Annotated in this window: 14 protein-coding genes; 3 read left to right on the top strand and 11 right to left on the bottom strand. The window is 38.3% G+C overall.

Annotation, left to right across the window (positions count from 1 at the left end):
- Positions 1-8: 8 nt before the first annotated feature.
- Genes IGL37_RS00335 through IGL37_RS00315 form a run of 5 tightly spaced genes read right to left on the bottom strand, consistent with a single transcriptional unit; the run spans position 9 to position 2,835 of the window.
- On the bottom strand, positions 9-569 hold the full coding sequence (locus IGL37_RS00335) for an Asp23/Gls24 family envelope stress response protein (protein WP_002356090.1): 561 nt from the start codon (positions 567-569) through the stop codon (positions 9-11).
- A 58-nt stretch (positions 570-627) separates the two neighbouring features.
- Positions 628-1,140 carry an Asp23/Gls24 family envelope stress response protein gene (locus IGL37_RS00330; protein WP_002383483.1) on the bottom strand — a complete coding sequence of 171 codons (513 nt, stop codon included), beginning with the start codon at positions 1,138-1,140 and terminating at the stop codon, positions 628-630.
- A gap of 12 nt (positions 1,141-1,152) precedes the next feature.
- Positions 1,153-1,344 carry a DUF2273 domain-containing protein gene (locus IGL37_RS00325; protein WP_002356087.1) on the bottom strand — a complete coding sequence of 64 codons (192 nt, stop codon included), beginning with the start codon at positions 1,342-1,344 and terminating at the stop codon, positions 1,153-1,155.
- Positions 1,345-1,356: 12 nt separating this feature from the next.
- A complete protein-coding gene (gene amaP, locus IGL37_RS00320; RefSeq protein WP_002381343.1) occupies positions 1,357-1,929 on the bottom strand; it encodes an alkaline shock response membrane anchor protein AmaP in 573 nt (190 codons plus the stop codon).
- 12 nt (positions 1,930-1,941) lie between these two features.
- On the bottom strand, positions 1,942-2,835 hold the full coding sequence (locus IGL37_RS00315; protein WP_002361496.1) for an SDR family oxidoreductase: 894 nt from the start codon (positions 2,833-2,835) through the stop codon (positions 1,942-1,944).
- A gap of 273 nt (positions 2,836-3,108) precedes the next feature.
- Here IGL37_RS00315 and IGL37_RS00310 point away from each other — a divergent pair, with 273 nt between their 5' ends.
- Positions 3,109-3,762, top strand: coding sequence for a Crp/Fnr family transcriptional regulator (locus tag IGL37_RS00310; RefSeq protein WP_002356081.1), 654 nt, complete (start codon positions 3,109-3,111; stop codon positions 3,760-3,762).
- Positions 3,763-3,804: 42 nt separating this feature from the next.
- Here the strand turns inward: IGL37_RS00310 and IGL37_RS00305 are convergent, their stop codons facing one another.
- From IGL37_RS00305 to ruvA, 5 genes are all read right to left on the bottom strand, one after another.
- The gene (locus tag IGL37_RS00305; protein ID WP_002370616.1) at positions 3,805-4,722 is read right to left on the bottom strand and encodes a helix-turn-helix domain-containing protein; all 918 of its coding nucleotides are present in this window, start codon (positions 4,720-4,722) and stop codon (positions 3,805-3,807) included.
- Positions 4,723-5,269: 547 nt separating this feature from the next.
- A complete protein-coding gene (ygjK, locus tag IGL37_RS00300; protein ID WP_002401632.1) occupies positions 5,270-7,609 on the bottom strand; it encodes an alpha-glucosidase in 2,340 nt (779 codons plus the stop codon).
- 178 nt (positions 7,610-7,787) lie between these two features.
- On the bottom strand, positions 7,788-8,486 hold the full coding sequence (locus tag IGL37_RS00295) for an N-acetylmannosamine-6-phosphate 2-epimerase (protein ID WP_002370615.1): 699 nt from the start codon (positions 8,484-8,486) through the stop codon (positions 7,788-7,790).
- Between the two features lie 141 nt (positions 8,487-8,627).
- Complete coding sequence (gene ruvB / locus IGL37_RS00290; protein ID WP_002381340.1) at positions 8,628-9,644, bottom strand: Holliday junction branch migration DNA helicase RuvB; 1,017 nt, start codon at positions 9,642-9,644, stop codon at positions 8,628-8,630.
- Between the two features lie 12 nt (positions 9,645-9,656).
- A complete protein-coding gene (gene ruvA, locus IGL37_RS00285) occupies positions 9,657-10,271 on the bottom strand; it encodes a Holliday junction branch migration protein RuvA (protein WP_002359241.1) in 615 nt (204 codons plus the stop codon).
- A gap of 218 nt (positions 10,272-10,489) precedes the next feature.
- On the opposite strand from ruvA, the gene IGL37_RS00280 reads away from it, so the two are divergent.
- Together IGL37_RS00280 and IGL37_RS00275 are read left to right on the top strand one after the other, a co-directional pair.
- Positions 10,490-11,476 (top strand): LLM class flavin-dependent oxidoreductase, encoded by a 987-nt coding sequence (locus tag IGL37_RS00280; protein ID WP_033918155.1) that lies wholly within the window; start codon positions 10,490-10,492, stop codon positions 11,474-11,476.
- A gap of 14 nt (positions 11,477-11,490) precedes the next feature.
- Positions 11,491-11,715 (top strand): DUF896 domain-containing protein, encoded by a 225-nt coding sequence (locus tag IGL37_RS00275; RefSeq protein ID WP_033918156.1) that lies wholly within the window; start codon positions 11,491-11,493, stop codon positions 11,713-11,715.
- A gap of 46 nt (positions 11,716-11,761) precedes the next feature.
- Here IGL37_RS00275 and IGL37_RS00270 read toward each other — a convergent pair whose 3' ends face one another.
- The gene (locus IGL37_RS00270; protein WP_033918157.1) at positions 11,762-13,441 is read right to left on the bottom strand and encodes a peptide ABC transporter substrate-binding protein; all 1,680 of its coding nucleotides are present in this window, start codon (positions 13,439-13,441) and stop codon (positions 11,762-11,764) included.
- Positions 13,442-13,497 lie beyond the last annotated feature (56 nt).

Raw genomic sequence — 13,497 nt, 5'->3', positions numbered from 1 at the left:
TTAACCGTTTATTCTACACGTGGTTCCATGTTTTCTTTGACTTGTTCTGTTCCTTTATTCACAGCTTTTTTTGCTTTTTCTGTTTGTTCAGAAGCAAATTCACCGGTACTTTTGGCAGCGCCTGTGACTTTATCTTGAACCGTTTCGCTATCTTCTTCGTATTCTTCTTTTGATTTGATATCAACTACGTTAACATTCACTTCAATCACATCTAAGTGGGTCATTTTTTTCACTTCACGGCTGATTAATTCTTTCATTTTTTCGTAAATGTCTTGAATATCTTTGCCGTATTCTACTACGATATCCATATCAACAGCGACTTGTTTTTTACCAACTTCGGTATCAATACCAGCTGTGACGTTATCTGTGTTTACTAATTTTTCAGCAATATTTGAGAAAAAGCCGCCATCGACTGTTAATAGACCATCGACATTTTCTAAGGCTAAACCGATAATTTTTTGAACGACTTTATCTTCAAATGTTAATTCACCTTTGATTGCATGATCTTCTGGTGTGTGTGGTCCGTTTCCTGCTGGTTTTGGTACATTATTGAATTTTTCGTTACTCATGGTTCATTCCTCCTAGTTTCTTCTATTATTGCTTTATTTTTAATAAAATAATAACCAATTATTGAACACGAGGTGCCGTGTTTTCTTTGACTTTTGTCTTGCCTTTAGTTACCGCATGTTTGGCTTTGTTGGTTTGTTTTGACATAAAACTACCTGTCGCTTCAGCGGCGTTGCCAAGTTTATCTTGGACCGTTTCACTTTCTTCTTGGTACTCTGCTTGTGTTTTGATATCTACTACGTTGACATTGACTTCGATTACTTCCAAGTGAGTCATTTGTTGGACTTCGCGAGTAATAACCTCTTTCATTTGATCATAAATGGTCTCGATATCTTTCCCGTATTCGGCTACAATGTCCATATCCACTGCGACTTGTTTTTTGCCGACCTCGGTGTGAATGCCTGTTGTAACATCTTCACTGTTAATCATTTTATCTCGTAAATTCGAGAAAAAACCACCGTCCACAGTTAACAAACCGTCGACTTCTTCCAAAGCAATGCCAATAATTTTTTGGATTACTTTATCCTCAAACGTCAACTCACCTTTAACAATCGATACATTTGCATTTTCCATAGCCAAAACCTCCTATTTATGATGAAAATAATTTTTGACAATGCCTGTCTGTTCCAAATACAAACCTAGCCAAATACCTAGTCCTGTCAGGAGTACTACTAACAATGTTTTAAAGAAGCCGATTGACAGAAACAAGATTGCAAAAACCAAGCCGACTAGGCCACCAATTAACGGAACGGCATATTGTTTTATCCATTCAACCATTGTACATCCCTCCTACTCCACACGTGCTTGTGTTTGCTGTTGTTGTGGTCGTTTCATTGATTGAATATCTTCAAAATGAACATCAATCGTAATCTTGTGACCAGTTCCCACCAAACGAGCAAGCCGTTCTTCCATTGTTTTTGACCAAGCTTCTGTTTGTCCAATTAAATCTGCCGTTCGTTTCAGTGTGCCTTTAACATTGACCTTAATGCGCCGTTTTGTCGCCTTTACACGAATGGTTGGTGCTTCCAGAAAGTCACTGTCTTGCAAGCTAGAGCGTACAAATCCTTCGATGGCTTTACGGTGTAACACTAACTTTCCTTGCTCTTCTTTTAATTCAAACGTGCCTTTTCTTCTTGGGAATAAAAGAATGAATAAAAAGAGAAAGAGCATAATTCCTAGTAAAACCAGCGCTACCCAAAAGATTGCTTGACGTGCGTACTCGTTGTCTTGCAAGAACCATTGGACATTATCTGGTGGTTGCCAAGCTGTATCGGCTGACCAAGTGGTGATGGCCACCGCGCCAAATAATGCCATTAAAATCAGTGAACCTAGAAGCAAAAGTATTTTAACAACTTTATTCACGGAACATCCCTCCTAAAGATTAATTGCTTCTCCACCAGTTACGCCATAAACTTGAGCCGTAACATAACTTGCATCATTGGACGCCAAGAAAACATAAACAGGGGCTAATTCAGCAGGCTGACCCGCACGTTCCAGTAAAGAATGTTGCCCAAATTCTGGCAACTCTTCAATTGGTTGTCCATGATCTAACTGTAACGGTGTCCAGATTGGTCCTGGAGCCACGCCATTTACCCGAATGCCTTTTGGTGCCAGTTGTTTTGCTAAACCAACGGTAAAGTTGGCAATTGATGCCTTCGTTGCTGCATAATCCAACAAATGCTCACTGGGATTAAAGGCTTGGACGGAAGTCGTTGTCACAATACTACTTCCGGCAGGCAAGTGAGGCACTGCTGCTTTGACAATGCCAAACATCGCAATAATATTGACATGGAAAGTGTCTATCACTTGTTCCATTGGTAATTCTTCAATAGCGGCACAGGAAATTTGTTGGGCTGCATTTAAAACGAGGGTATCCAAGCCGCCTAATGCTTCATGAGCTTGTGCAACCAATTCTTCAGGTGCCTGTTTATCTCTTAAATCTGCTGGCAAAAGAACGACTTTTCGGCCAGCTTCTCGTATATAGTGCGCCACTTCTTCGGCGTCTTTTTCTTCACCTGGGAAAAAATGTAAGGCGATATCTGCGCCTTCACGAGCAAAAGCAATCGCCGCAGCTCGTCCAATCCCAGAATCACCGCCTGTAATTAATACCCGACGATTTTCTAATTTGTGATTTCCGACATAGCTGTCTTCCCCACAATCTGGTTTAGGGACCATTTTGTCCTGTAATGCGGGAGTTTCTTGATCTTGTTGCGGAAATCCATCACTATAAAATAACTTTCTTGGGTCTTTTAAGTTTGGTTCTGTCATTAAATCTCCTCCCTTTCTACTATTACCTTAATACAATTTTTTCTTTTTGAAAAATATTTGAGCACATAAAATAAAAAAAATATTTTTAATACTCATTAAGCGAAATTTTTGGCAAAATTATCTAAAAGCTGATTTTATTTTTCAAAATAGCGTTTAATTGACCTTTTTTATCAACATTTGTTATTGACATATGATGTCCAATTCGCTTAAATAAGAAAGAAGCCCAACAGGCAAAAACAAAAATATTTAGAGATAATTGAGGAGTTACCGCCAATGAGAAATGTTTTACAAGACTACTTAGATGAACATTCCTTTCGAGTCGTTGTAAAAAAGAAGAAAAATTATTTAACTTATGAAGGACTGCAAGATCGTTATGCCTATATTTTAAAAAGTGGCATCATCAAAACTAGCGTTATTTCCAAAGACGGTCGTGAATTTAATTTACGTTATATCAACAATTTGGAAATTGTTTCATTGCTACGTGATGAATATTCAGAATTTATTGATGCACCTTTTAATATTCGCATCGAATCTCCACAAGCAGAACTTTACCAAATCGACCGTGTTCAATTTTGGCGGGATATCAATAATAGTAAAGACTTGCAAATGTATGTCAAAGAATACTATCGGGACCGTTTAATGCATTCCATGAAAAAGATGCAGCAAATGTTGATGAATGGCAAATTTGGGGCCGTTTGTACACAAATCTATGAAATGTACGATTCATTTGGCGTAGAAACAGAGGAAGGTATTTTAATTGATTTCGTGGTGACCAATGAAGAAATTGCACATTTTTGTGGGATAACTTCTGCTAGTAGCGTTAACCGGATGATGCAGCAACTAAAAGAGTTAGGGGCAATTGAACTACGTAACCGCAAAATTTTGATTAAAGATTTAGATATGATTAGAGATAACATTATTGTTTAACATCAGCACCCCCCGCAAGTTTGACCTTGCGGGGGGTGCTTTTTATTTTTCAGTGACAATATTCAATGGAAACTGACCTTTTTCTAAATTAAATGTCCGACCAGCCGTCAGCTGAAGCATTTCTTTTTTCATGCCTTCCGCCAAACGTACATCGCCAAAGCTTTCAATCATATCAATAACGGCGATTACTTCTTTATAATATCTCATTTTGCCAGTGTACAGATAATACGTAAGGTTTTTTAAGTAACGTAAGTTAAAATGAATATAGTAGATTTCAGCAGGAATCGTGGTAACACTCATTAGCGCTAAATATTCCCGGGCTTTCGCATAATTTTTCTTATAAAGTTGCGCTGTAATGATATTTAGGTAAAAACCATAGGCGACATTTAATGTTTGGGTATCACGTAATTCAGCATCTTTGACGGGAAACATCTGCTCAAGAATTTGAAGGACTTCGTTTTCAGAAAACAAGGCGGCAGGATTAGTCACCATTTGATAATCGTAGTATGTATAGTAGCTTTTGCTAGAGATAAGCGCGAGAATTACCATTCGATCGGTTTCATCAAATTCTGGAATTTCCTCCCAATCATTACTAAACGTTAATTTAATATCTGTATAAATAGACATTTCCAACGCATTTTTATGAGGATTGCGCTCTAATTGATAAAAATAATGAATGAGATTCTTTTTTTCACTTGTATTGTTCAACCCCAGTTGACAACACTCAATTTGATGTTTGACTTCTGAAGAAGCCATGATTCTCGTATCAGATACCATAAAAAAAAATTCATTAAAGGTAATCCCCAGTGACTGCAACGCCGTCATTAAATCCTCGTAACTTAGCTTGGCTTCACCAATTTCGATTCTTCGATAGGTTTGTTTCCCCTTTTTTGGCAAAACATCTTTCTGAGCAATTTTTTTCTTTTTTCTAAAATATTTTAGAGCACCTAGCACATCCATAATATCCCCCTTTTATAATGAAAATAATATTAAATATTATTTTTTTATTAACTTAAAGATCCAACAATACCTGTACAAATTAAACAAAATCAGCGAAAACATTAATAAATATTTCAAAATATTCATTTTTATTATTTCAGTAATTATAATATTGTAATATTTTGATAATCATAAAAACTTATATACTTAACTTCCCTTGAAAAAACCAAAAGAAATGTTCTATAATAGAAGTCAATATAGCTAACAGAGAAGGAGGTTTTGCATATGTTTGGTTTTGATATCAGCTTATTCCTTATTACACTATTCCGTTAAACACACTCTTCATTAACCATTGTACAATCAATTTCATTGAATATCTATTTCATTTTTATTAAATAACATTTTTAATAAAAGTACATATCGTTTATTTTTAGATATTTTATTTAATTATATTAAATATATTTATTTAAACAAATAAATTACATTTAATTAAATCAGAAGGAAACAGATTGTAGCAAGTGAAGAAAAAAAATAGCTCTTGAGAGATATTTTCTCAAGAGCTGTTTTTCTATTTTATTTCAAAAGCGGTTTGCGTTGTGGGGTTATTACTTAATAAGGTGTTTTTATACAGTAAATAGTACGCTGCCGCTGACCAACTAAAGTTTTTCGTACTTAGGCCCTTCCCTGTTAGTGGATCATAATTTTCATGAATAGGTCCTTCTCCCATCAATCCTTCGGCATGTAAGAAGAGTTTTTGTGTCATTTCTTTCGCTTCTTTTGTATAGTCATAGTTTTGAAGAGCTTCTACACCAAACAAGGCTTGATCAAGCCAAACTGGTCCCCGCCAATATTTCGTTGCAGCAAATTTTTCATTGTCTTTAGATGCCGTTGGGAATGGCATAAAGGTATTGAACATTTCTTGATTCATCATGTTTTTCTTAACTGCCGCCGCCTGTTCTTTGGTCGCTACTTTTGCCCAGAGCGGCAACCAGCCTTCTGTTCCTTTGCCACGATTGACTAACAATTTTGTTTTCGAGCCGTCTTCATTTATTTGTAAGTCATAGAAGAAGCCCGTTTTTTCATCAAACATATTTTCTTGAATATATTTTTTTAGTTTCTTCGCTTCTTTTTGATAGTTCTTATAGTCCTCTTTTTTGCCTAGTTCCTCTGCTATCGAAGCTAAATAGCCCTTTTCAGCGTAGAGATACGCATTCAAATCCACTGATTCTTGATTAATCGAATACCCCACTACTTTTCCTTTATTTTTGTTTTCAAAAACTTTAACTCCAACGTCGCCTTTGCCCACACCTTCTTTGTCAAACCGTGTAGCGTTATCCATGCCACTTTCCCATGCGGCTGCTTCAATAACAGCATCATCGTCCACTTTAGGTTGGCCATTTTTATCTTTAATGATTTGATCCTTGTCGTCTTTTTGCCAGTGAGCATCACTGACCATGCTTCCATATTCTGCTATCCCATTTTTATTGTGGTCTCTGTTGGTATACCACCAATTATGATAAGCCACAAGTTTGGGATACATTTCTTTTAAAAATTCCTTATCTTTGGTTTCTTGATAAATATGCCAAACTGCCCATGCAGCCAATGGTGGTTTAGAATTTCGTTCATTCCAGTTGCCACCTTCACCACCACGCGCACTGTCTTGATTGTAAAAGACAGCATCAATGATCGCTCCTGCATCTTGTGGACGTACGGTATCATCTTTTTGAATTTGATAATCAAACAAGGCCCGCATATTATTTTTAGCTAACTCAGGATTAAAATCAGCCGTTGCTACATCCGCTTTCCACGAATCCCAAGCCCACATACCAATAAACCATTTATAAGACATGGACGGAACAATCCCGTCATGCTTAAAGGCACCTGCCGCACTTCGCCAATTGGTATTAATCGTTTCAATCGATTTGACTAGCGCATTTTGATATTCAGGAAATTCTGCTGTTTTCTTTTGATCAAACGTTTTATCTAGATATCCTTGCCATCTTTGCTTGTTCTCTTTGAAATAGCGCGCCGCATTTTTGGTATATTCGGGTGCTTGTTGTTGTTCCTTTGCCTCTTCTTCTTTTGTAAAAGTATAGCTTTCTGTCGTATAGGTGTTGTACGTTTGTTTAGGCTTCAATTCAATTGGTTCAGCGGTTGCTGTATAATTCCGATTATCAATTTTTGTTGAAACTTTATCCGCATGATGAATCGTATATTTTGTGTCTTTCGTAGCAAAATAATTCCACGTTTCTCTGACTTCACCAAAATTCACTTGAATGTCATTGTCTTTAGCAGTTAAACGAGTGCCAATATCTAAGGTTTCCGTTCCCTCTTGAATTTTATCAAAGACCGCACCTGTCCAGCTTGCTTCAAGTGACAAGGGCTCTTCACCAGTGTTTTCAAGTGTCGTTTGGATAAGCGCCGTTCGATTGCTGACAAAAATTAAAGCTAAATGAATCGTTAGATCGTCTAATTCATAGATTTGCTCTAGGCGCCCAGGATAATAAGACAGGTCCATGCGATTGCTTTGGCTTAAATCATAGGTTTCTCCCGTTTTTTTATTTTTGACCGTTAATTTGTTTAAACTTGCCGCCAAGTTTACTGGATATTCTTCCGCAATAATCAATGGCCCCGCAAAACCACCCAGTAGCTCTTTATTGCTTTTTTCAGGTAAATAGTAGCCATGCCATGCACCTAAATCAGAAAAATTATTAAAATAATTGGTATCGTATACGCCATTCGTCCGTTCGGTTGGTGATGCACTCACATCTAAAACATTTGCAAATTCATCAACTTTTGTTCTTTCAACACTTGCTTGCACTTCCCCGCTTAACGCAAAACAGCTGACTACGGTGATTCCTAACGCTAACCAAGTAGACACCCGTTTCTTTTTTGATAAACCCTTCATAAAACCCCTCCTATAAAAATGATAGCGCTTTATACACTGATTTATTATCAGCAAGGACTATGCCAAACGGAGTGTATCCCTTTTTATTATTGGAAGATTCAACTTTCTCTAGAAAAAAAGCGACCGTATCGAAGTGTATTGATCAAAAAATAACGAGTGTATCGATAGTGTATTTAGTTTATGCTTGATTCTGTTTTATTTTCGTAGCTTCCACAAATTTTTCAGTAATTTTTTGCGGTCGTGTAATAACAGATCCCACCACCACGCTATAAGCACCTAGCTCCAGAACACGTTGGACTTTTGCTGGCGTATCAATCATTCCTTCTGCAATAATTGGTGTAGTAAAATGCTTCTTTGCTTCTCTTAACAGTTCAAAATCATTTTGTTCAATCCGCTGATTTTCACTTTGCGGCGTATAGCCGACTAACGTTGTGCCAATATAATCAAAACCTAACTCCGCCGCTTCAATCATCTCTTCCAGTGTGGAACAATCCGCCATCCATTCTTGGTTAGGATACTTTTCTTTTATTCTTTTGAAAAATGTGGCTAACGTTTCGCCATTTGGTCGTTTCGAATGGGTTGCATCGAGAGCGATAATTTCTGGCTGAACAGCCATTAATTCATCTACCTCACGCATAGTTGCAGTAATATATACTTCTGCATCAGGATAATCTCGTTTAATAATCCCAATGATTGGTAAATCAACCTCTTTCCGGATTGCTCGAATGTCTACCACAGAATTTGCTCGAATACCTTTAGCCCCTCCTTGTTTAGCGGCCAAAGCCATCTTGGACATGATAAAAGAACTATGCAACGGTTCGTCTGCCAACGCTTGGCAAGAAACAATTAATGCCCCTTTGATTTCTTTATTCAACATTGATCCCTCCAATTTAAAAGCGATTACAAACACAGTATACCTACAACAGCTGAAATATGCCACTCTTCTAAATAAGAACAAACGTTTCACGTGAAACAAAAGAAAGCAAGCGGTTAAGGCTTGCTTTCTTTTGACTTATTTTTAATTTTTACGACCCTCTAAATAATCATACCCAAAATGTGCATACGCAAATGGCGTTGCAATTCGTCCTCGTGGTGTTCGTTTAATGAAACCTTTTTGAATAAGATAGGGTTCATACATATCTTCCACCGTTTCGGTTTCTTCACCGATGTTTACAGACAAGGTACTTAAACCAACTGGACCGCCGCCGTATAAATCAATCATTGTTTTCAACAATTTTTGATCGACATAATCCAAGCCTTGATGGTCCACTTGCAGTAAGGTTAACGCTTTGTCTGCAATCGCTCGATCGATTTTGCCATCTGATTGGACTTGGGCAAAATCACGGACACGTTTTAACAAACGATTAGCAATTCGGGGGGTTCCTCTTGAGCGGCGCGCAATTTCAAAGGCACCTTCCTCAAAAATCTCCGTTTGAAAAATATCCGCGGAACGGAGAACGATTTCTTTTAAATCCTGCTCTTGATAATACTCCATGTGAGAAATAATCCCAAAACGATCTCGTAATGGCGCTGAAAGCATCCCTGCCCGTGTGGTAGCGCCCACTAAAGTAAAAGGCGGTAACGGAAAATGAACGGGATGTGCCGTGGTTCCTTGACCGACCATGATATCAATGTAAAAATCTTCCATTGCGGAATACAGCATTTCTTCCACAACTCGCGGCAAACGATGAATTTCATCGATAAATAACACATCGCCAGGCTCTAATTCGTTCAAAATAGCGACTAAATCTCCCGCCCGTTCGATGGCTGGTCCACTTGTGGTACGAATGTTCACATTCATTTCATTGGCGATGACCATCGCCATTGTCGTTTTCCCTAAACCTGGCGGACCATAAAGAAGGGTATGATCCAACGCTTCATTCCGATTTTTCGCCGCTTCAATATAAATCGTTAGTTCTTGTTTTACTTTATCTTGACCAATATATTGTGCTAAAAATTGTGGACGTAACGATTTTTCAATTGAAGCTTCTGCTTCTTGACTTGCAGCTGAAAGCAACCGTTCTTCTTCTGTCATCGTTATTCCTCCTTAGCGTTTCATCATGAATTTTAACGCATTGCTCAAATAAACATCTGTCGTTGTCTCACCTAACGCTTCCAATTGCTTAGTGATACGCTTAATCTCTCGGTCACTGTAGCCTAGGGCACTTAATGCTTCTAACGCTTCTGCCAATGCTTGATTGCTTGTTGTCACCGCTTCGGTTGCGGTCATGGCAGCCACCGCTGCTTCGGAAGACTCTAATTCGCCTAGTTTTCCTTTTAAATCTAAAATCATTTGTTGGGCTGTTTTCTTGCCAACACCTGGGAACTTCGTTAAATATGTAACATCTTCCCCTTCAATTGCATTGATTAAACCACCATGATCAGCCACAGAAGCCATGATAGCTAAACCACTTTTAGGGCCAATTCCAGAGACACTGATTAATTTTAAGAACAATTGTTTTTCTTCTAAACTGCCAAAACCAAATAATAGCTGTGCATCTTCCCGCACGACTTGGTGAAGATATAGTTTAATGTCCGTATCCATTTTTCCTGAATAGCGGTACGGGTTATCGACTGAAATCTGATAGCCAATGCCATTTGTTTCAACGACAATATAGTATGGGCTAACAAACGTTACTTTTCCAATAATATATTCGTACATGTTGTCACCTTTCCAATTGCTGATTGCGTACATATGTTCCATTTTAACACAAAGCATCAAAAAGCCATAGCGGAGAATTTTTTATCATCGACCTTGGCTACATCTATTTGTTACTTTTCGCTCACTAGGGAATTAAAAAGTGCGTACTGTTTTTTTTGACATGCTTGCGTGATAATAGCGGTAGCTTCAAAAAAATAACCAAGAAGGAGACTACATACATGAAATTAAGTATCTTAGATCAATTAACGGTTCCTAAAAATCAATCAGCAAGCGACACATTACAAGAAGCCAAAGAGCTCGCTCAATTAGCGGAAAAACTTGGTTACACAAGAATTTGGTATGCCGAACATCACGGCTCAGACGCCTTTGCCAGTGCAACGCCAGAAATTTTAGTTGCACATATTGCTAGTGCCACCGAACAAATTCGTGTTGGCGCGGGTGGCATCATGACCATGCATTATGCGCCATTTAAAGTCGCAGAAACGTTTAAAACATTAGCAGCTTTATATCCTGATCGAATCGATTTAGGCATGGGCCGCTCGCCTGGCGGCAGCCCTTTGACTACGTTAGCGTTAAATAATGGTCAGCCACCACAGCTAGACCAATTTGATAAATTACCTGAAATTTTACTCTTTTTAAGAGAGGAATTTCCTGAAGATCATTTATATTCTAAAATTTCAGCTGTTCCGCGGGAAGTTCTATTACCACAACCCTGGTTACTAGGTGCTAGCAAAGAAAGCGCACGTTCAGCTGGTGAATATGGCATTAATTTTTCCTTTGCGCAGTTTATTCATGGACATTTGCCCAAAGAAGTATTGTCCGCATATTACAAGCATTTCCGACCAGTAACTGAACAACAAGAGCCGCAAGTGAGCGCTGCGTATTTCACTTTTGCCGCCGACACGAAAGAAGAAGCAGAATACCATGCGGCTAGTTTCGAGCATTATATCTTTGCCACCGAACATGGGCTTCCAAATAAATTTTTATCGCCAGAAGAAGCCCTAGCTTTCCCTTACAGTGAAATGGACAAACTGGTTTTAGAACAAAATAAACAACGCTTTGTCATTGGCAGTAGCCAAGAAGTTGCGGAGTTTTTCCACCAACAAGAAGAACTAGGGTTGACAGAAGCGATGCTAATCACCCCAGGTTATGACAAACAAACGCGCTTTCAATCATTTGAACGCCTAGCAAAAGAATTATTATAGAAAGGAAATGAGAAATGTTAGAGGTTTTAAAAAGAATTAATATGCTTGCACAAAAAGAGCGTGAACAAGGTTTAACATCTGAAGAACAAGCTCTTCGTGTCGATTTGCGACAAGAATATTTGCGGACCATTCGTGAACAATTCAATAAAACATTAATGGGCGTCACTATTTATGATCCTACTGGTGAAGATGTGACCCCAGAAAAATTAAAAGAAGAACAGCAGAAATATTTTGATTAAAAGAGACACAGAACAGTCGATTTGACTATTCTGTGTCTCTTTTTAACTACTCTTCTGTTATATATGTCCACTTATAATCATATTGTGCGCCCGCACCATGGGCAACGACGCCTTTCACTTCTTTACTGCGTAGATGGGCAGTCGCCTTTTGATAAAGTGGTGCTAAAGCGGTCTCTTCACCAATCAATAACTTCTCAGCCTTAACCATGTCTTCCCAACGTTTTTCAAGATCTGAAGCATCTCTTGTAGCTGAAGCCTCGATCAACTCATCGTAGGCTTTACTTGAAAAACGCCCGCGATTATAGTTATTACCAGTAACAAAAAGGTCTAAGAAACTACTTGGATCTGCGTAATCCGCAGCCCAACCACCTAAGATTGTCTCAAAATCGCCGCGACTACCTCGATCAATTCGAACTGAAAACGGCACTGGGCTCACTGTTACATCAATGCCCTCTAAAGTATCCTTTAACGTACCTTGAATATATTCCGCTAACTTTTTCGTAGAATCGACATCATCGGCAACAATATCCATTTTGAGTGTTGTTATGCCCAATTCTTTCTTCGCTTTTGCCCAATATTCTTTTGCTTTTTCTGGGCTATATTCAACAATTTTTTTATTTTCATCAGCAAAATCTGTGTCATCTGTCGGCGAATACGACATCCCTTCTGGAATTAAGCCGGTAGCGACTACTGAGCCGTCGCCTAAAATTTTATCTACTAATGCGTTGCGATCAATCGCTGCTGAAATTGCTTTGCGTAAATTCACATTATTATACGGTGAATTTTTATCTCGCTGATTAAATTCCAAATAGCTGGTTCGTGCTTCTTTTTCGATAACCAATTCTGGATCCTTCGCCATTTGCTGGGCCAATTCGCCACTTAAAATAACATCGTCTGCTTGACCATCTTGAAATAAGTTCAAGGCAGTTGGCGCCTCCTTGACAACATCAAAATTGATTTTATCTAATTTGACATTGTCTTTATCCCAATAGTTTTCATTTTTTTCCAAAGTCCAATTGGTATCTGAGCCAGCCCCTTCAAAGTTAGCTAAGACAAACGGACCATTATAGACTGCTTTTTCACTGGAAGCAGCGTAATCTTTGCCATATTTCTCTACGGTTGCTTGATGTTGCGGGAAAAATAGTGGAAAGGCCAGTAAATAATCAAAATATGGTGTTGGTTTTGCCAGTTTAATTTCTAGCTCGTAATCTCCGTTTGCTTTAATGCCTAATTCAGAGACTGGTTTCTTACCAGCTACAATGTCTGCACCGTTTTCAATCATTTCTAGAAAATAAGCATACTCAGCGCCAGTCTGAGGATCTGCTGTACGTTGCCAACTAAAAACATAATCGGCAGCTGTGACAGGATCACCATTGGACCATTTTGCTTCTTCTCTTAGTTTCACTGTGTACGTCAGACCATCATCACTGACTTGCACTTTTTCTTTAGCCCCTGCTGGTTGCGGCTTGCTTTTATCATCTAAACGATAAATTCCTTCATACGCATTATTCAGTGCCGTAAAACTAATTGTATCTGTTCCTAAAGATAAATCTGCAGAAGGCATTTCTTGTTGAACTACTACTTTAAATTCTTGTTTAGCGGCAGTTTTCTCTGATCCGCCCTTTGCTTTTTCGGCGCCAGCTCCCCCATCACCACCACAAGCAGCTAAAACTAACAGCGTTGTTAAACTTAACCCGATAAGTCCTTTTATACGTTTACTTTTCATGCCTTTCTCCCTTCACAGAAAAAACTCTTCATTTTTTAATTTTTAGAATATTCTTA

Source organism: Enterococcus sp. AZ119 (genome assembly GCF_050546175.1).
GTDB lineage: Bacteria > Bacillota > Bacilli > Lactobacillales > Enterococcaceae > Enterococcus > Enterococcus faecalis.
The sequence above is the reverse complement of the archived record's forward strand: the minus strand, read 5'-3'. Positions and strand labels throughout refer to the sequence as shown.